General features: G+C 61.1%; 14 protein-coding genes and 1 pseudogene. 4 read left to right on the top strand and 11 right to left on the bottom strand.

The window, feature by feature from the left end; all coding sequences use genetic code 11:
- Positions 1-8 precede the first annotated feature (8 nt).
- Positions 9-1,178 (top strand): IS91 family transposase, encoded by a 1,170-nt coding sequence (locus tag L0U83_RS35330; RefSeq protein WP_233888782.1) that lies wholly within the window; start codon positions 9-11, stop codon positions 1,176-1,178.
- 584 nt (positions 1,179-1,762) lie between these two features.
- Here the strand turns inward: L0U83_RS35330 and L0U83_RS35325 are convergent.
- Positions 1,763-2,563 carry a DUF4189 domain-containing protein gene (locus L0U83_RS35325; RefSeq protein WP_233888781.1) on the bottom strand — a complete coding sequence of 267 codons (801 nt, stop codon included), beginning with the start codon at positions 2,561-2,563 and terminating at the stop codon, positions 1,763-1,765.
- A 52-nt stretch (positions 2,564-2,615) separates the two neighbouring features.
- Positions 2,616-3,080 (bottom strand): YcfL family putative periplasmic lipoprotein, encoded by a 465-nt coding sequence (locus L0U83_RS35320; protein WP_233888780.1) that lies wholly within the window; start codon positions 3,078-3,080, stop codon positions 2,616-2,618.
- 411 nt (positions 3,081-3,491) lie between these two features.
- Between L0U83_RS35320 and L0U83_RS35315 the strand changes: the two genes are divergently transcribed.
- Positions 3,492-4,271 (top strand): alpha/beta fold hydrolase, encoded by a 780-nt coding sequence (locus L0U83_RS35315; protein ID WP_233888779.1) that lies wholly within the window; start codon positions 3,492-3,494, stop codon positions 4,269-4,271.
- A 108-nt stretch (positions 4,272-4,379) separates the two neighbouring features.
- On the opposite strand, the gene L0U83_RS40745 is transcribed toward L0U83_RS35315, so the two are convergent.
- A complete protein-coding gene (locus L0U83_RS40745; RefSeq protein ID WP_308445101.1) occupies positions 4,380-5,345 on the bottom strand; it encodes a helix-turn-helix transcriptional regulator in 966 nt (321 codons plus the stop codon).
- A gap of 1,174 nt (positions 5,346-6,519) precedes the next feature.
- On the opposite strand from L0U83_RS40745, the pseudogene L0U83_RS35305 reads away from it, so the two are divergent.
- Positions 6,520-6,712 (top strand): annotated as a pseudogene (locus L0U83_RS35305) (IS3 family transposase); the annotation flags it as partial.
- Positions 6,713-6,746: 34 nt separating this feature from the next.
- On the top strand, positions 6,747-7,538 hold the full coding sequence (locus L0U83_RS35300) for a glycosyltransferase family 2 protein (protein ID WP_233888778.1): 792 nt from the start codon (positions 6,747-6,749) through the stop codon (positions 7,536-7,538).
- Between the two features lie 92 nt (positions 7,539-7,630).
- Here the strand turns inward: L0U83_RS35300 and L0U83_RS35295 are convergent, their stop codons facing one another.
- From L0U83_RS35295 to L0U83_RS35260, 8 genes are all read right to left on the bottom strand, one after another.
- Positions 7,631-8,119 (bottom strand): hypothetical protein, encoded by a 489-nt coding sequence (locus L0U83_RS35295; protein WP_233888777.1) that lies wholly within the window; start codon positions 8,117-8,119, stop codon positions 7,631-7,633.
- 96 nt (positions 8,120-8,215) lie between these two features.
- Complete coding sequence (locus tag L0U83_RS35290) at positions 8,216-8,998, bottom strand: hypothetical protein (protein ID WP_233888776.1); 783 nt, start codon at positions 8,996-8,998, stop codon at positions 8,216-8,218.
- A 402-nt stretch (positions 8,999-9,400) separates the two neighbouring features.
- Entirely contained in the window at positions 9,401-10,156 is a 756-nt protein-coding gene (locus L0U83_RS35285; RefSeq protein WP_233888775.1) for a hypothetical protein, read from the bottom strand.
- A 75-nt stretch (positions 10,157-10,231) separates the two neighbouring features.
- Positions 10,232-11,761, bottom strand: a complete 1,530-nt coding sequence (gene mltA, locus L0U83_RS35280) for a murein transglycosylase A (RefSeq protein ID WP_233888774.1) — start codon at positions 11,759-11,761, stop codon at positions 10,232-10,234.
- Positions 11,762-12,097: 336 nt separating this feature from the next.
- Positions 12,098-13,990 carry a serine/threonine protein kinase gene (locus L0U83_RS35275; protein WP_233888773.1) on the bottom strand — a complete coding sequence of 631 codons (1,893 nt, stop codon included), beginning with the start codon at positions 13,988-13,990 and terminating at the stop codon, positions 12,098-12,100.
- Positions 13,987-14,763 carry a type VI secretion system-associated protein TagF gene (tagF, locus tag L0U83_RS35270; protein WP_233888772.1) on the bottom strand — a complete coding sequence of 259 codons (777 nt, stop codon included), beginning with the start codon at positions 14,761-14,763 and terminating at the stop codon, positions 13,987-13,989. Before tagF ends, L0U83_RS35275 begins: the two co-directional genes overlap by 4 nt.
- Positions 14,760-18,383 (bottom strand): type VI secretion system membrane subunit TssM, encoded by a 3,624-nt coding sequence (tssM, locus tag L0U83_RS35265; protein ID WP_233888771.1) that lies wholly within the window; start codon positions 18,381-18,383, stop codon positions 14,760-14,762. Before tssM ends, tagF begins: the two co-directional genes overlap by 4 nt.
- A gap of 28 nt (positions 18,384-18,411) precedes the next feature.
- Positions 18,412-19,683: a DotU family type VI secretion system protein gene (locus tag L0U83_RS35260; protein ID WP_233888770.1), complete on the bottom strand. Its 1,272-nt coding sequence runs from the start codon at positions 19,681-19,683 to the stop codon at positions 18,412-18,414.
- Positions 19,684-19,718 lie beyond the last annotated feature (35 nt).

Raw genomic sequence — 19,718 nt, 5'->3', positions numbered from 1 at the left:
CAGTACCCATGCTGGAGGTCGCGGACATCTTCCGCGCCCAGGGCACGGCATGGCGACGCACGGTGTCGCTGAGCCTGGGGCAGCTGAAGGTCATGTCGGCCATCGAACAGTGCCGCACCGCGGCGCTGGGGGGACACGTGTTGCGCTGTTCCGACTGCGCGCGCACCGAGATCGCGTACAACTCCTGCCGCAACCGCCATTGCCCCAGGTGCCAGGGGAGTGCCGCACGCCGCTGGCTCGAGGCACGTCAGGCCGACCTGCTGCCGGTCGAGTATTACCACGTCGTCTTTACGCTACCCGCGCCGATCGGCGCAATCGCCTGGTACAACAAGCAGGTCATCTACGGACTGCTGTTCGACATCGCCGCCAATACACTGCACACCATCGCCGCCGATCCCCGGCACCTCGGTGCGCAGATTGGCGCCACACTCGTGCTGCACACCTGGGGCTCGGCGCTCACGCATCATCCACACGTACACGGTATCGTCCCCGGTGGTGGCCTGTCGCACGATGGCGAGCGGTGGATTGCCTGCCGGCCTGGCTTCTTCCTGCCGGTGCGCGTGCTCTCACGCCTGTTCCGCAGGCGCTTCCTCGAGGCACTTGCGCAGGCACACCGGTGTGGCCGGCTGCAGTTCTTTGGTGAGTATGCTGAACTCGCCGACGCGGCTGTCTTTGCCCGGTGGCTTGCGCCATTGCGTGCCTGCGAATGGGTCGTGTATGCCAAGCGTCCCTTTGCAGGCCCCGAAGCGGTACTCGCGTATCTCTCCCGCTATACACACCGTGTGGCGATCTCCAGCCAGCGCCTGCTCGCGTTCGATGAGCGCGGCGTGACGTTCCGCTGGAAGGACTATCGTGAGAAGGGGCGCACCCGCTACAAGACCATGACGCTGGAGGCCGGCGAGTTCATGCGCCGCTTCCTGCTGCATGTGCTTCCCGTCGGCTTCCATCGCCTCCGTCACTATGGACTGCTTGCAAACCCGGTGCGCCGCGCCAATCTCGCGAAGGTGCGTGAACTGCTGCGCGTCGCGGCAGAGGTCAACACATCATCCGAAGAAACGCTCGTTGAAACCCGGCCGGCCTTCATCTGCCGGCACTGCGGCGCACCGATGATCATCATCGATATCCTCGCGCGGACTGCGCCGATTCGCGCGCCACCCACGCGCCGGGGAAAGACATGAGCACAACCGTTTCTGAACGTGCGACCCGACCGTCGGCCCAATGGCAACGGGGCCCGCGGGTGGACGTTTGCGCGTGTCTCCCGGCGCAGACTCGCGTTCGTCTGCCTGGCCTGCGCGATTGCGCGACAGCATCGCTTCGTCACCCCGTCACGGTCCGTCCGCCAAACAGTTCGACCGTTCATCGAGCAACACCCTTGGACATTGCGGGCGATCAATCATCATAGCCTTCGCAACCTCGACCGCATCGGAGCACTCCGCGGTTTCCTCCCTTCAGGTTTGTCCAACGCCTGCCCACATGCGTAGTCATGCACTCGCGAGCCCGTGGACATGGGCAGGCGTCGAACAAACCTCAAGATGAGTGGTCCGACGCGATCACGGCACAAAGGTCCGTTTTGTGAGGGTAGTGGCCGCGTGAATGGCCGTCAAACCCTGACGCGAACGGCAAAAGGTCGCCGGACCGACCGGATTGCTCGCTTGCACGTCTGGTCCTTTCATGACGTAACGGCATCTCGCCCGGCAGTGCGCCAGCAATCGTCGTGGTCGCGTTCCAACGTGCGAACGCGGCCATCAGGCGTGCTGCAGGATCAGTTGCAGGCCGCCAGCCGAATATTGCATCCCTGGCCACCGGCGTTGGTGCACTCGTTTATCGCGCCTCCTTGCGCATCGGTCATAGAATTGCCACTGGCCGCGCCCCAGGCGAGGTTACTGCCAACCGCCAATGCGCCGCACTGACCTGGGCCGAAGACCACTACGGCACCGCAGCCCCCTACGCCTTCGGATGTGCAAAAGGAAATTGCTGCGTTGTCCGCATCAACTTGTGAGGGGTAGTCGTGTGAGATACCTTCGCCCAGCAGATGCGTCTGGTTGCCGGAGGCCGCGACTGCGCCGTAAGTGCCGCTGCTGCCCGTCGCACCGCCGTTCGAGCCTGAACTGGCGGTGCTGCCTGCGCCGCTCGTACCGCCGCCCGATGTCGAGCCGCTACCGCAGTCAATGGCGATCGTCGTGCCCGTCGGGACAATTTGGGCCAGTGTGGTCGTGCCAAGACAATACAGGACTGCTACGGTTGAGCCGTTCGAGCCGGGGGCGTTCGTGACCGTGGCAAATGGCGTCCCGTTCATATCGACAGTAGCGCTGCTTGTCGACGCCAACTTGACATTCGTATATTCGGTGTTGTTGTAGTACAGATCGCCGTTCGTGAGAAATTGAATCTGGACATTGTTGGCCGCAAGCACGAAAGAGCCATTGCTGCTGCCTGTCCAGTTAATGAAAGTTGGCCCCACAGGTCCGCTTGCAGGGCTGTCACTGCCGCCTCCACCACAGGCCGAGGCGAGGAATGCAGCAAAAACGAATAGAACAGCACGCACATATAGCCGCCACGTTCCCATTTTCGTCACCTTATCGATTTAGTTGAGTGCTATGTATCGTGAACACACAGTCTTAAAAGCTCTTTCCGAGACTGATTTGAATTCGATAATTTGAAGCAGCGGGATCGTCGGTAGTCAAAGAAATCGACCGGTCAGAATTGCCGCCAATGGCAAGCACATTCCACGGCACTCGGCTGGCGACGGCGTTGCCGCCCTGATCCAGCCAGACGATCCTGTAATAAAGGCTCTGGCTCCGGTCCGATGAATTCTTGAAAACAACGGTAACGGCGACATTGTTTCCGTTCGTTGTACTTGATAATTGTGAGACAGCGATATTCGGCATGGTCTCGTAGTATTCGATTTTTGAGGTATCTACGCCCGGATTGCCCTGTGCGGAGAAGGAAAAGGTAGCGATGAAAAATAGCGAAATCAGGCAGGCGGCGGTTCGCAGTTGCTGCGCCATGCGCCTCCAACATTGCGTGAATTTCGCCAGTTGCTCGAACGAATCGGGCGCGATATGGGTTCTATCGTTGTTCATGTTGACCTCGAATTCAGGTTGGATACGGATACAAAACCTGGCGTTGCCGCTGGAACGGTCGTGCAGCACCGCGCGGTGTGGAAACGTCAATGTTGGGCGATTCGATAGCGCATATCCCTTTGCCCACACACGGTATCAACCTAGCAGCGTCGTCGGCCGCGATTCAATGGTGCAAATGAACCATTGACCCTGGCGGGTGCCCCCGAGACGATTGACTCAACTTCGGGGTCGGGCATGAATCCGGCGCGTGTGTCAGCCTTCACGGCTGTCCGGTCTGGGTTCCGGTTTTGCCCCGTGTATGTCGTAGTGCATTTGCATCATTGGATTCGGCAACCGCACGCAGTTAAATGATCGCTAAAGCTTTCGCGTGTCTTTCATTGGCTGGCGTTTCCACTGGAAACAGGAGCGGGCATGATTTCGACGTTATTCCTGCATGGACCCGGACTTTCATCGATCGCGGAACGCGAGCTATACGGGCAGACGCTCCCGATCCACTGGTGGGACCAGCCGCGCTCGGTCGTGCTGTTCGTGCATCCGTTCAGCGCGCTGGTGGACGCCGCGGAAGACGAGCTCAGGGCGCTCTCGAGCGCATCCGGGCGGCCGGTCGATCTTGTGGCGCATTCGTTCGGCGCACATGTCGTGCTCAGGCTCATCAGTCGGGTGCCGGAAAACATCGGCAGAGTCTGGCTGATTGCGCCGGTCTACGACATTGGCGGGGCGTTAGTACGGCTTGCGACAAGGCTCCTCGAGCACTCGCCATCGCTTGCGCAACTGCTCGCCGCGCTGCAGGATTTCATGGCGCGCAGCGACTATTCGCGCTTCGCACGGCTCGCGGCGCAAATCACCAGCCTTGCCAATTTTTTCGATGTTTACTGGAGTGCAAGGGCTAACACGCGCCGCATCTGGTATCTGAACTTGCTCGCGCGACATGGCATCGTCGATACGAGCGTATTCGAAGTCATCCTGCGGGACCTCTGGACGGAGACGCCGGCATTTCAGCCACCGCCCGCCGTCGGCCCGGGCCACGACCCCGTGCGCCTCGTATTCGGGAGAGAGGATCCGTTGATTGATATCGAAACGGAGCGCGCCGCGTGGATAAAACTCTTTCCGTTCGCGCAATGCATTGAGATTCCGGCCGGCCATTTCGTCCATCTGGAAGCGCCTGCTTCGGACTGGTGGCACGCTCCATAGCGTCGTCTGCGCCGGGACGGCCATTCACGCCTGGGTAATGTGCGAGGATACGGCGCGAAGCCACGAGAGTAACCGTCGGCGTTCTGCCACAGGGGCGCCGCGCCAAGGTCAAAAGCCGTCCTTGCCAAGCAGCACGGCAAGTTCGACGTTGTTGCGCACGCCCATGTGTTCGTGAATCGTCTGAATATGATGGCGCACGGTCGCTGGAGATATCTTCAGGATCCTCGCGATTTCCTTATAAGTGCGGCCAGTGGCGACCTGCCGGGCAACCTCGAGCTCGCGGCGCGACAGTTCATCGACCAGCATGCGCGGGCGCGCGCGAATAGAAGCCACACCATGCAACACGTCAATGCAGAACACGACCGCGCGTCCGACGTGTCTGGAAACCTTGGTGACCGAGACAACACGTATGAGTTCGTCAGGCAGGTGTTCGCGGGGACAGTTCGGCCATTCCGTGCGAAGCAAGTCGGTGAACTGCGGCTCGGCATATCGCAGGCGGCCCGCAGCATCACAAATCGCCACGGCCCAAAGATCGGCTCCAGAGTGTCTTAAGCGTTCGACGTGAACGGAATGATTGATGCGCAGGGCTTCCCGCAGGTGCGGGAAAGCAAGTTCGGCTAACTGACGATGAGCCTCGGTAAAGGGGTGAGCGGGCGAGGTGCCGTACACGGACAGCGCGTCAAAAAGTCCGGTCTCGGTATTGCGGTGTGAGGCGATGAGTGCGTGTGCGTGCTCGTAGCGGCGCTGATAGGCGCGTATTCCAGTGCTGCTGTCCGGGTAGAAGTCGGCGAGCGGGAAATTCAGTGCCTTGTCCGGATTGGCCATGACGAGCACGGCCGCGGTGTCCTGCTCACGAAATTCGTTGTAGTCCTGCAGCGATTCGGGCGGGTCCTTGTAGAACCAAGGTGTCTGGTAGGCCGCTCCGCGTTCATCGCGCACCGTGGTTCCCCACCGCGCGAGGTCGAACGGGACAAGCGCCTGGAGCAGCGTCACCGCGTGTGCCTGAAACTCGTCAAGGGGCACATCGTGAGACGCCCGATACAGGCAAAGCAAAAATTCGTTGAGTTCGTCCATGGCTCGCAGCACTCAGGCTTCTGGCTCACCCCCAGCAAAGGAAAGCTGATCAAGCATAGGACAAGGCTGTTTTTTCGCGAATATTAGGCCGGCGGCAACTAGTGGCCAATTGGTGCAATTCCGTATCGAGCGTCGCGCGCGTGCACCGGCTCGCTTTCCTCCATCAATTGATGGAGGCAATTGGCGATTCTTTCGCAAGCGGTATCAATACCGGCATGTAATAAGTGCCTCACGAGAAATGTGTCTATACCGCCAGGTTAGCGGTGCGCCATCGAAGTTGTCGTCGGAGCAGGTCGTAGAACTCGATAAGTCTGTCACCGACCGGGACCAGTGCGGATGCGGTCAGAGCCGAACGTGTTGACAGATTTATCGCCACTGAAAGAATAATAAAATTGTCAACTTGCATGTGACCGTATTAGATTAGTCAACTCGCCTGCGGCGATCCGAGCCGCTTCTGAAAGGTTTGCGGCCCAGCGCGGATCCCGTCCGATGCCCCGGAGACGGCTTGTCTTATCCGTTTGCGCGTGCGTGGCAGTTCGAGCTGTATCGCGCAAATCTCGATGGTTGGGTGGCGATCACATCGTCCCGCAACACTTGAATTGTGGCTGTCGAAGATAGCCATGTCTTGTGAGTGTTCCGGACGTCATCGAGCCGAAATGCCCGTTATTTTAAGCGGGGAAATTTATTCAGAGAATGTAGTATTCCTTATCTAAAAGAAGGCGATGCAGACATGATGAGGCTCCAGGGTAACGTTTGATGGGCGTCCCGCATCGCCGCTGCCTCGGCAGACGCAACCCCCCGCTTCTTCACAGGAGAAGGACTTCGTCCGCATGTGGCGACGGCAGGTTGAAGTCGCGTCGTTAAATCTTATCCACTGAAAGCTTCGTCGGCCTCGTTCTGTCGCGAGATGTCGGGTTGACACAATTAATGTCGAAACGTTGACACACTCAATACGCTCTACGGATAAGAAGGACAGCGCACGGTTTTACATCTGGTCAGACGTCACGCCTCGCGCCGCAAGGCCTCCGCGATGCTGGCTGCCCGCCAGCATGTGCTCGGCAGGCAGGAAGTGATAGAAGTGTTGACGGGCCCGGAGCGTCGGCGGCGCTAGACGGCGGAACAAAAGCTTGCAATGGTGTGGGAGAGCCTCCAGGCTGGAAAGTCGGTGTCGATGGCGAGGGATATCGGCCTGAAGCCATTGACGACGCCAGTGTGTAGCCCGCAAAGTAACGGGATGGCTGAGAGCTTCGCGAAGACAATGAAGCGCGGTTACATAGCATTACAACGAAAAGCATCTCTATAGCGCGCTGAAATGCCGCTCGCCCCGCGAGTTCCGGCGCTCGATGGATTCAGCAACCTTAGTGTGAAGCTGTGTCCGGGATTACAGGGTCAACTTCAGCGATGAACGAGACTACGCTAAACGTTATCATTCCATCGAGAGCGCGGCCCTCGCAGCTTCGGTTTCTGGAGCTTGCAATCGATTCGGTCAAGGCACAATCCAACTATAGCGAACACGCTGTTTCGGTCATCGTGGGTGTCGACAAAGGGCAATCGCACGCATTGGGCGAGATTGCTGAGCGGTTTGGTTTGAAGATCGCCGAATCACCAACCCCTCATGGGCAAGCCGCGTCACTCAATGCCGCCATTGAAAAGGTCGATTCAGACTGGGTGGCATTTCTCGAGGATGACGATCGCTGGTATCCCGACTTCCTGGCCACTGCCGGAAGTCTTCTGTCTGCTGGCGTGGGGTTCGTTTCGTCGACACAGCTGGAGATCGACGAACACAGCAGGATTCTGCGCATCAACGACTTTCCGACGATGTCGGGCTGGGTCATGCCCGCAAGCGTGTTGAATCATGTCGGTCCTTTCAACGAAGCGTACCGTTTCCATCTCGACAATGAGTGGCTTGGCCGCCTGGCAGAGACCAACGTCAGGCGCTGTCACCTCGTTGAGATGACCGCACCACTCGCCCCACACCTGGTGAGGCAAGTGCGGCCGTGGCTCTTCAATGTGTTGAGTTGCGGTGGACCCGGTTCCGAACTGGTCAGACATGGTTCTCCGTTGCCCCTCATAAGACGCCTGGTCCATTCCCATTCGGGCATGACACAAATCGCGGCTGATCCGGTGCTCGGGAAAACGTCAATCGATGAGCAGGCAACACTGCGCAGTAGATTCGGCAGGCTCCCATGGTAGAGCTGGGTAAGAGGTGTTGATGTTCGTACGTCAAGGAGACGTTGCCAAACCGGCCTTTTCTCCTGGCTCGACGGCAGACAGGAGCGGGGAGGCTAGGTAAAGGTATGCAAGAGATGTCCTTCCTCGGAACCATGCGCAGGGAGCAAACTGGCAACTGGAGAAAATGAGGCGTATTGCACGAGGTCGAGCTTGTCGGCATCAAATGCAAAGTTCAGTGTTCCGTGTCCGCGGGTAAAACCAACATTGGCTGAAATGCCCGCGGCCGCCAACTCGTGATAACGTCCCCAGAAGGCGTACGGGTACTTTCCAGCTCGTATCGGCCCGTCCACGACAACGGCTACGTGACCATGACGGGGCGCGCAGACACCTGCAATGACAAGTTGTCCGCTCGCCGCGGCCTGTTGCGCCGCAGTCCCATCGGACAGGAACTGGCCGGTCTTGAGCAGACCCACGATGCTGTTGGCATCGCCTATAAGCAGCACACCACAAGCGCCGGCCACAGCCCTCACAAAGCCCGCACAGTCGTTCGAATATCGAAGGATGTTGCGCTGGCAGATTGCGATGATGTTTCTTGAACTCATTAGCCATGACCTCCGAAGTGACCTGCGCGTTGCTCGATGCGACCGCTATTCGCTAAACGCGAACCTGGCGAACGAACGCCGATCTGTTCGCATGAACTAGCACAGCGAGGTGTGTTCGCTGGATTCAGCTCCAAGCAGATTGAGAACCAGTGAGATGGCGGCACGATTTTCAGTAGCGATTGCAATGCCCACCTCTTCGGTGATCCAGCGGCCAATTTTAGTCGCCGCGAAATCTTCTGGCCGAGCAGACTTCTTCAGTACGACGCCGAGTTTCAGGGCACGGTAGTGATATGACGGCACCCCGTACTGGGCGGCAACGCCAGACAAGCCGCCTCTGAGACCTCGGTAACGGCCGAAGCTGCCGGCCAGTACTATTTTTTCATGACGGTCCAGCTCGCCGATAAATCGCTGGGCCAGCAGGCGTACGCGATACTCGTCCAGCCCGTATTGAATCAATTCAGATTGGATGGGATCGCCGAGCGTATACGTGTGTTCGTCAACTTCCTGGCCTATCCCCTCTGTCTCGATCGACACGTTGTGCTGGTGGCTCGCGCTCCTCAAGCAATCGATCAGGTAGCGCCTGAAGTAGGCACAAAGCGCGTAGTTGTTCGATGGCGCGCTGTCGGCGCTCGCCGTTGATCTGGCTCGGCCGGGCTCGAGGCGAAACACCTTGGCGTAGATGAATTGCGCAACAAGTTCTTCCTTGTCTTCACGTAGTGACTGGAGCTCAAGCGGATGATAAGGTCGTAGAGCACCCCGAACGAGGTCGTACATCACCGCCATTTCGTCGCTGGATAGTTGCGTTCGGCGCCGCCACAAATCCGGGAGCGCAACGGTTTCTTGTCCTTGAACACACGAGTCGACCGGAATCGTTTCCATTGCAAGGACCCCCTTTCTTCGGATTTCTGGAGTTCGCCTTCAAAGTATTGGACAAAGGGATGAATTATTCCAGGGATAACTTAACATTTGATTTCTTTGCAAACGACAGTTGCTTTTCAATTTTATTGAATCGCTTTAATACAGATTTAAGATAATGGTTTCCAAATATTTGATGCTATTTTTGTTGGTGTGCTCTGTGAAAAATTGCACGCGATCACAGAGTTGACGTGCGAATTCATGAATTCTCGCGCACCGATATTGACGTGAATGAACGATAATCGATGTCGCATCGATTCCTTTACCGAGCGATTTTCACTGCAACGGTGCGGCGGCATCGTGGTCGGCGTTGTCACTTATCATCGCGGGCGTAGCCGCGCAGGCGGCTTCTGCTGCTCGATGTGCCTAACCCAGATTGCCCCGCAAATGCAGCGCCGCCAGGTATTGACCGCTTACTTCAAGCGTTCCGTAGTGGGCGATGGTCTGGTCGAGCAACGCCCAGATTTCACAGCCGCCGATGCGCGCACGGCGGCAGAAGGAGAGGTCTTCGGAGAGGTATGCGCCTTGTTCTTCGAGCGGATCGAAGAAGCCGTAGAAATTGCGGCTTTGAATCAACGAGCGATATTGGTGCGGCGGATCAAAGCGCCTGGCAAACGGTCTCACTGCTTCAAGCGCGTCGCGTTTGACGAGCATGATGCCAGTACCAACATGTTCTGCTTCGACGAAACCATCCACGACTTGCGCCTGGCCGTCGGCGTTACATTTGACGCGCACGGTGTATTCGGCGTGTTTGGCGATCCAGTCGCGAATCGAAAGGCCACTGTCCTGCTGTTCGATCCGCCGACTCAACTCGACGTGCCGGTATGGGTATGCGACCCCGGCGATACGGCGGTCAGCGGCTATCAACTTGAGCACGGCTTCGGCCGGAAAATGCATGTCGGTGTCGAGGTAGAGCAGGTGTGTGTATTCCGGATGCTCCAGGAAATAGCTCGCGAAGAAATTGCGTGCCCGTGTGATGTGCGATGACCCGACATGCATCATCTGAAATGTCATTCCGCTGTCTGAGAGTGCGCGCGTCGTGTTCACCAGCGAAAAGGTAAAATTGACATGCACTTCGTCGCGGTAGGTCGGCAAGGCGATTAGCAGATTGGGCTTACCCATGCGAAGTGTCATCCCAAAGTAAAGCGCGTCATTTGGCCGGATCCGGGCGTTACGGCATGGCGTGGATTGGCGGTTTCACTGCCCGTTTTCGACGCATAGATCCGGGTCGCTTACCACGCAATCGAGCGTTGGTGCGACGGGAGCGCCGCGCACACGCACACTCGATTCCTTGGCTGTGATTTTCAGTCCGTTGGGCAGCAGCACCCACATTTGTGCCGGCTGCCTGATCTTGCTCGCCTGCACCTGAGCCTGCGGCCCGGAGCCGAAAAAGAAGTCAACTCGTACCGCGCCGCGGATCGCGCCGCCGGCGTCCTGTGCCATCATGAGGCGCGTCATGGAGACGACGCCCGCGGGGGCCTCGCCGGTACTCACGTACACGGGTGCGCCGAGTGGCGTGGTGCGTGGGTCGATGGCTGCGGAGCGGCCCGCTGACAACGGCACGCCAAGCGCGCCGATTGGGCCGTTTTTCGAATCGGGAATGGTCTTGAAGAAGACGTAGCTCGGATCCGAAGTCGCGAATAGATAACTGATTGGTTTGCCCGACAGCGGCGGACCACTTTGCGCAGCCTGGGCGCCCGGTTTTTCCTGCTGTGCTACTTGCGTTTGCAAATGTCCTGCGCCACTGGGCGTGCTGCTCTTGATGAGATTGAAGCCGCGCAGAAGCGGTGAGTCAGGCTGGCTAGCGCTGCCGGCAGGTCCTCCGGTGCCGGGCGATACAGCCGCGTCGGCAGCGGCGTCGGGCTTATCCGCACCGCGCAAAAGCGGCGATTGCGGTTGGTCATCGGCCGCATTGCCACCCGCGCCGTTGCCGTTGTCAGCGATTTGCACGCTCGCCTGTCCTTCCTCCAGATCGATCTCGACGCCTCGTACAAGGACCTTTTTTCCCTTGGTGCTGGCGCTCGCAATGGGAGGATTGAATGCGTAGCCATTTTGCTCGGCGTATGCGAGCCGCAAAATCGACCCATCGGGAAGACGGATGCGTCCAGCGCCCTGGAGCTGCATTGAATAGAGCATGGCAGGGTCTTCGACATACGCGAGGATCGGCGCGTTCAATTGGCCGCGCTCGATCTCGGCGCGTGAATAGTAAGGAATGATGCGGTCGCCATCGAGCCGCAGCCGGATTTTTTTGTCGCGAATGTCGGGCACGCTGTTACCCAGCTGCAACGCGTAGACGCCGTTGAGATTGCCGCTCGACACCGCAGTCAAGGGGACCACGTTGCGGTTTTCGATGCGGGCGGCGATTGCCTTGTCCCGAGCGTCCGGCGGCAGGCGCCGCTGGTCGAGAAACAGCATGTCGTGCGGCACGCCATACACGGGGTACAAGTAGGGGCCGGTGCGTTTGCGGCTCCCGTTCAGCGTCGGTTCATAGTAGCCCGTCAACAGACCGTTAGCGGTCTTGTCAACGTTGCGTATCTGATAGACGGTGAAGTTCTGCTCGAAGAAGCGACGTACTGCAGCCGCATCGTGCCCGTCGATGCGGCGCGCAGCCGCGCATGGTGCCGACCAGCCGGGTTTGCCGGCGAGAACTGAGCAACTGTGCCTGAACGCTTCCCACGACTGTTCTACATCGTCGCTGCCCCAGCCCGGCAAGTCCGCAAAGCGCACAGGCTCGTAGAGCGCGTTGCGCGTCGCGAATGTGCTCGCGGTGCCGGCTAGATCCGACGATGACGCATTGGGGACCGGATACTTCACGCCAGCGTCGGTGCCGCCCGGCGGGGTTGACTGTGCGGAGAGCGTTGCTTCGCTTTGCGTGCCGGACTGACTGGGAGCACCGGGGCCAGACGTCTGCTGCTGGTTTGGCGTGGCGCAGCCCAACATTGCCATACATAGAATGGAGGCGAGTGCGGCAAGCCAGGTCCGTGTCGTGAGCATAGTTTCCTCTCGCTGCAGTCTTCTGTTGCGACCGCGATCCGGCCGTGCTTGTCCCCGGGGCCGCCCCCGCTACTTAGACGATCTCACAACCTCGATTTTGAAGGTCGTTGCACCATATTGCTGCGAGCACGCCGAGGCCGCGTCGGTGCATTGCGCCGTGCCGGCAAACGGTGACGATGACGCAGTGCGCCGGGCTGCTGCCGCTTCCTGTGCCGCGGGCGGCAAGCTGGCGAATACGGAATCGTGTGAGAGGCCTAGCGCCGAGAAGTCACGGGGTGTGAGCGAAACCATAGCGAGGAAATGATTCTCTCCGAGCGGCTCGCCTGCCAGCATCGGCCAACTCGATCGCGGCAGGACGATGCGCTTGCCCGGCGCGATCCGGTTGTCCTGATCGAGTCCGTTCGGAAACAGCTGCAGGTATGCATTGGCCGGATCGACCGCGAACACGTAAAGGTAGCCAGCACGATTGCTGACGATCGAGAAGCGCAGCTTGTCGCGGTTGACGACCGCGCGTGGCACGGGAACCTCCACCTTGACCTCAATGCCTGGATCGGCGAGCGCAGCGATGCGCGCGAGTTCGCCGGGTGCGGTAAAGGCAAGCACAGGCGGTTCCGTTGGCGGCATGGCGGAGGCGGCCTGCGGAACTGCTTGAGCGGCGCTGGCTGGCGGCGCGATGACCAGATTTGACGATGCTTCGATTGTCGCTGGCGCCGCACGGCCGTTCGACGCGCCGATTGCCTTTCCCGTCTCTATCGAATGGGGTGTCCGGGCTGGCTTTTGGCTATGCAGCCACCATGCACCGGCGCCGGCTGCGCAAGCCAGGGCAACTGCGGCGCCCCCGAGCAGACGCCGCTTGGCAGACGCTGCGCCTGAGCGGTCACCGGGCGCCACTGGCGTGCCTTCGTGAGGGGGCCCGCCATGACGCGCAGCGGTCTCGGACGGAAGGCCGAGTTCCTCGGCGAACTGCTTTGCCGTTTGCGGGCGATCGGCGGGCATCACAGCGAGCGCATGATCGATGGCCCGGACGAATCGATCCGTATACCGGCCGGCCACAAGCCCGGCGAGTGGCTGGTAGCTGTCGCTCACCATGCGGCCCACTGAAGGAGGCGGTGTCTTGCCTACGATCGCGAAGTACACCAGAGCGCCCAGCGCGTATTGATCGCTCCAGGCACCCTGCTTGAGCGAGGGCACCTCGGCATATTGTTCGATGGGAGCGTAACCAGGCTTGAGGATGACAGTGAGCGCCTGGGTCATGTCGCCGATCACGCGCCGTGCCGCACCGAAATCGAGCAGCACGGGACGCCCGGTGCCTTCGAGCAAAATGATGTTGTCGGGTGCAATGTCGCGGTGGTAACAGTTCGCCGCATGCAGCACGGCAAGGGCATCGAGTAACGGCGCGAGCAGCGTGCGCAGCCAGCGCTCGTCGGGCGGCGCGCTCATGGCCTTGAGCGCATCCTTGAGTGTCACCCCTTTGTAATAAGGCATGACCATGTAGGCCGTGCCGTTCGCCTCCCAGAAGCGGTATACCTTGACCAGCGAATGATGATCGAACTGCGCGAGAATACGCGCTTCGTTGATGAAGCTCTTGAGGCCCGCGCGAAATGTGACTTCGTGACGTTCCGACTTGACCTGCACCTCGGTCGAGCCCACTCGTGCCGCCAATGCGGAAGGCATGTACTCCTTGAGCGCGACGTGGCGGCCAAGCGAAGTGTCATAGGCAAGGTACACGATGCCAAAGCCGCCTTCGCCGATCAGTTCGACGATTTCAAATTCGCCAAGGCGTGTGCCGGGCGGCAAGGTATTGGCCCCTGCGTTTGCGCTATACGAGCCTGCAGACCCAGCCGCTCCACTCGCTTGCGGCTGCGCGTTCAGACCTGCTCGCGCGGTGCTCGCGATCACCGTCCTGTCGTCCTCAGTGGACGCTTTGCGGGAAAGGTCCGGAGCGTCGTCGGGCTCGCTCATGGTTGCTGATTCCGCAGCATGGTCGTGAAGAGTTCGTTGTCGGGCATGCCACGAGCGGCCCAGACCGTGAAGGTGAGTTCCGCCGTCTCGCGCACCTGCTTCACTGGTTCGGGTTGAGCCGCCTGCGCAGCGCGCGGCGCCCCGGCTGCACTCCACAGGCTCATGCCCCGGACACCAGATTGCCAGAGCGCTGCGCTTTGGTCGCCGAACTGCCCGGCGAATCCAGCAGCAGACGATATGGTCCACGGCCCGTGCAAAAACGCTGCAGATTGTCCATACCGTGTCACCTGAGGCAGCGGCAGGCCACTCAGTTGTGCATCGAGCCGCTCGATCGAGTAGTCGAAATCGAGTGCGTCGAGGGCCACCGCCTCGATTGAGGCAAGCCACTCCCAGATGCCGTCCATCTCGTACTCACGCGCCGGAGCGTTGGGTAAGGGCGCACAGATCGTGAGCGGAAAATGTCGTCCAACACGGTCCACCGATGCCATCAGCACCCCCGTCCAGCATTCGTTCAATCCATGCGTAAGCGCGCCAGGCATGACAAAAAAGCGCCACACCGGACAGGTCAGATACAGCAAGAGCCAGCTTTCCCCAAGCTGTGCTTGCGTCTGCGCGATGCGTTCACACAGCCACGCGTCCCATGGCTGGAGAAATTCCTCCGGGAGCCGCCGACTGGCGAAGTCGCCAAGCGATGGTAGCTTGCCGTACCAGCCAGCGATGCCACCTGCGCTGGCGACTTCGTGTTCGGGGCCAACCGACGGGGTATCGCTCATAATTGCGCGGGGCATGAGAAAGCATGCAGATCGGCGAGGCGGAATGGATTCTCCACGCTGTTGGCCGTCACCTCGAAACGCGCCTTGCGACCTTCGACATCGAACGTCACGAAGAAGCGCTCGGGCTGCTGCGTAGGTTCGATTTCGAGACGGTCGAACATGCGAAAGAGCGCCCACGGCCCTTCGAACATCAGATTTGTCGCGCTACTGGTGGGCGGCGGCGTGAGCTGCAGGCTCACACGGCCGCTGCCGCGCGTGCCGGGCCACTGGATCGTTGTGGCGACCTGCGGCCCGTGCGCATAGGTCAGTACCTGACCGTCAACATCGAGCGCAAGTTGCAGGATCGATGGGTCCATTTCCACCGGCCTGAACTGCAGCGTGAGCGACGGTGTCTTGCCCCCACCATGAAAGAACACGTCGCGAATGGTGGCTGCGCGCTCGAACTGTGCCAACCCGGCCGGGCTGATCTGCGCCATTGATTCGTCAACTTTCTTGAAGGCCCACGGCCTGGTGGACATATCCACGTCGGCGGCGAGATTTTTCTGGAAAAAGTCGTCGAACTTGCCACCGGGCGCGAACAGGGCGCCGAAATCTTCAGGCAGGACGTCGCGCGCCGAGGATCGATCGAACGGGTAGCGCCCGGTCACCGCGCGGTTGCAGAACGAGGCGACCGACTCCTTGAGGTCCGCCGTGAGATTGGCGCGCCGCGCGTCCTGCGTCTCGACTGCGCCAGCGCTGCCAAGGTCGACGAGCGCCGTGCGGATCGGCTCGGGCAGCCGCCCGGCTTGCGCACGCAGCTTGGACGGCACGTCGGACGGGGGCGGTGCGGTCTTTTGCTGGAGCGCCTGATCGGTGGCGTTTAGATAGACGTACATATCGTTGATGAGGCCGATCGTCTGGGTGATCGGCGCGGGCTGACCCGCGCCGGGGCTCGTGACCAGCGCGCGCAGGTCCGCAAAACGGTCATCGACGATGCTCTCCAGCTGATTGCCGGGTGCGACCGGCGCAATCCTGGTCGGATCGGGCTCGCCGATGATCTTCATTAGATTTTCGCGCGCGGCGGCGAGCTTGTCGTTCGCCTTATCGACCACGCCGGCTTCGCTTTCGGGCTTCGTGCCGAGCGTGGTCTCGCGGGAGGCAGCGCGCGCGAGCGCGAGCAGCGGGGAATCCGGCGCCGACAGGATCCGGGCGATCTGCGCGGCTTCGGTCAGCGTGGTAGCGCGTACGATGCGGATGTCGTCGAGAAAGGCTTTCCAGATGCGCGCGTAGTCCTGCAGATAGAGAAGACGCACGTCTTCGGTGAGGCGCCGCATGGCTGCCGGGTCGCCGCGCGGTAAGCCACTCTGGTCGTGAATGCCAAGTACCCACGGCTCCTCGGACGCCAGTTGAGCCGCGACCTGATCGATCGCGCTGAGGAACGCCCGATGGTAGCCATCAAATGAATAGAGGCCGGGCACGCCTTGCGTGACCGGCGCACCGCTCGCGCGGGTGAAGACGATCGACGCGTTCGGGCCGCCTGCGCGCGCCACCGTGAACTCCGGAAAATCGGCCCCCACGCCTTGCTGCTTGAGCCGCCCGTACACCCGCTGCGCGAGCGGGCTGGAAGCCAGCATGCCGCGCAGATGAGCAACGAGGCTGTCGTCGAACGGGAGGTTGGAATGCACAGCGCCGCGGGCGAGCAGCGCATCAAGATGTGCGCGCAACGCCGCGCGCTGGTCGTTGCTCACCTCGCGCGGCAGGGTGCGATCCCAGTCGGTGAGAATCCACACCTTCAGTGCGTCGGGATCCTGATGCTCGGGCTGGTTGATCATCAGATAGGCCTTGAGCGCTTCATACGCATACCCTGGGTTTGCCGCGCTTGCGCCGCGTGCCTGTTCTTCGATCCGCGCTGCGAGCTTTGGCAGAAACAGGTCGGTGAGCAAGCGCTGGTAGGCGGAGTCAGCGGCCGCGTCCAGCTTGCGACCCTGCCACAGGCCCCATTGCATGCCAAACGGCGGATGCGCGGCATCGATCTGGGGCGTCGATGCCAAATTGCGCACCGCCGAGAGCAATGGCAGCAGAGCGACGAGACTGGCGTTGGCTGAGTTGGTTGCCGCAACGGCGGCTTGGGCGGAACGCGCAGCCTCATGGACGCTCGCCACATAAGCGCGGTTGTGCAGATAGCTCATGCTCCAGAGCGTCAGTGCGCCAGCCGCGACAAGGGCGATCGCCGCGCAGGCGGCGAGGTGGCGCACGCGGCGCCGCCTCGCCCACGCAAGATTTGACCCGGCCAGTCCTTGTTCTGCGAAGACCACCTCGCTCAACAGCCTGGTAATGAAGAAGCTCCGTCCACTTGCCGGACGGGGCGCCTGGATGTTGCGCTCGACGCCGAAGGCGCGTGCAATCGCGCCCATGACACGATCGATCGGCGTGCCTTCCTGCGTACCGCTCGTAAAGTAGACGCCCCGAACCATTTGTGTCTCGTCGTGGCGAGTCTGCACGAAGGTTGTCCGCAGAAAGTCGGCGATTATCGCCTTGAGCGCGGCGAACTGCTGCGGAAAGCCGAAGATTGCAGCGCGCTGCGATAGGCCCGTCTCCGCGTGCAGTCGTTCGGGTACGCGGGCTACCAGCCGGGTCTCGAGTGCGTCAAGCTCCTCGATGACGCGGGCATTCAAGGCGTTTGCTGCTTCTGGAGCGTCAGCCTGATAGGGCAACGTGAAGCCGAAGACCTGCGCGCGCTCCTCCTTGGTCAAGTCAGCAAAAAACTCGCTGAAGCCCGCAAGCAGGTCTGTCTTGGTTACCAGTACGTAGACTGGAAAGCGGGTGCCGAATTGTTCGGTGAGCTCGCGCACGCGGGCCCGCAGTGCGGCAGCCATCTCGGGGAGGCCGTCCGGTGTCGAGTCGAGCAGATCCGAAACGCTCACGGTGACCAGTACACCGTTGATCGGCTGCCGCGGCCGAGTTTTCTTGAGCAGACCGAGAAACCCCTGCCAGGCGGCGCGGTCTGCGTCGCGGTCGCTCTCGTGTGTCGTGTAGCGGCCGGCTGTATCGATCAGCACCGCTTCCTCGGTGAACCACCAGTCGCAGTTGCGCGTGCCGCCCACCCCTTTGATCCCGTCCGTGCCGAAGCGCTCCGCGAGCGGGAAGCTCAGTCCTGAATGAATCAGCGCGGTGGTTTTGCCCGAACCCGGTGCGCCGATGAACATGTACCAGGGCAGTTGATACAGGTACTGCCGGGACGAAAGCGACAACCAGTCGCGCCATCCTGGCTTGCGGCCCGAGGCGGAAACTCGCGCTTGCCGCAGAATGCCGAGTGCTTCGTCGAAGCGTTCGTGCAGCGTGGTCACCTCCGCGTCTCCGGGGCCGGGCGGCGCCTCTCGAGGCGCTTCGGTGCGCGCGGCTAGACCGTCGGCAAGCGCTGCCTGGGTGCGCCGCGCTCGCCACGCCGCGAAAAGCCGCCGCAAGACAATTAGCAGGACGACACAACCAATTGCGATCAACCGTGCGTTTTCCGATTCGAGCGGATAGTTATGCGCCACCGAGAGCAAGGGGCCGACCAGCCAGATGACTGCCGAAACTAGCAGCAAGCCCACGATCATCAGGAGGATCGGATGGAACACGACCGACAGGATTTTCTTCATGTCGAGATCCGCAATCGTCAGCAATAGCCTACGAGCCGGGCCTGGCGAACAGCGTGATTTCGACACGCCGGTTTAGCGCCCGGCCAGCCGGCGTGTCGTTCGGCGCAACCGGATCGGAGTCTGCATGACCCTCGGCCTTCAGACGGGCGGGCGCGACCGTCGCTGCGAGCATGTCCCGTACGTTTGCGGCGCGCTCCTGCGACAGTTCCCAGTTCGACGGAAAGCGTGCGGAGCGGATCGGCTGATTGTCGGTATGGCCGGTGACTAGCGCGTTGCCCGGCACGGCGTTCAGCGCCGCTGCGATGCGCTGGAGTAGCGGTGTGACACGTTCGGAAACGGCTGCGCTGCCCGGTCTGAAAATGCTGTCTCCCCGGATTGTGATGATTGAGCGATCGACCTGGTCGTTGACGCTGACGAGGCCGTCGCGGATTTCAGGTGCTAGGAACTCGGCAAGCCGCGGCTTCGCTGCCGGAGCAATCACGATCGGTCGCGTCGCGCCTGCACGGATCGACGCGATCGTATCGAACGCGGGATCCGAGTGGCGGCTCAGACTGAAGCTCATCGCCAGATAGATGAGGGCCAGCACCAGCAAGGCGAACGCACCCACCACCCACACGGGCAGCACGTCGGTGACCCGGCGGCGCGCGCCCGCAACACCCTGCCAGTGAGGCGACAAAGCCCGCTCCGGTTCGCCGCGCTCCTTGCGGATCAACTGATATAGCCGCTCGCGCACCGTCTCGAGCGTGCGATGGCCTCCGCCTTCCACCCGGTAACGGCCTTCGAAGCCGAGCGCCAGCACGAGGTTCATCAGTTCGAGCAACTGCAGATGTTGCGCGGGTTTCTGGGCGAGCCGCGCGAGCAGCTGGAAGACCTTTTCGCCGCCCCAGGTCTCGTTGTGGAAGGTGACGAGCAGACTCTGGCGTGCCCACACGCCCGCTCCCCATGGCGTACCCGAAGCCGCTTCGTCGAGCATGGTGCAAAGGATGTAGCGGGCGGCGGTGACGTGTTCCGCGGGGATTGCGCTTGCTCTCGCCTGGGCCTCGAAGCGGCGGATCCCGCGCGCGAGCGTATCGCGCAATGCAACGGGGTCGGCGCAGGACGTCATCGCCCGGATTTGAGGGCCTAGCCGCAGCAGTGGCGTGCAAGCCGCGATCAGCGGATTGAGCGAGCCGCTTGATCCAGCCGCGGCGAACACAGCATCGAGCGAGGGCTCCGCACCGGCGCCGCCTGAGGTTTCTCCCGCCCACGGAGATCCGGCCGCCTCCGGACGCCGCCGCGCGCCTGGATTAGGCTTGATCATGGTCTGATCAGGTTCAAAACCCTCAAACGGATCGT

Source organism: Paraburkholderia flagellata (assembly GCF_021390645.1).
Taxonomy (GTDB): Bacteria; Pseudomonadota; Gammaproteobacteria; order Burkholderiales; family Burkholderiaceae; genus Paraburkholderia; species Paraburkholderia flagellata.
This window is presented reverse-complemented; position numbering and strand designations above follow the sequence as displayed.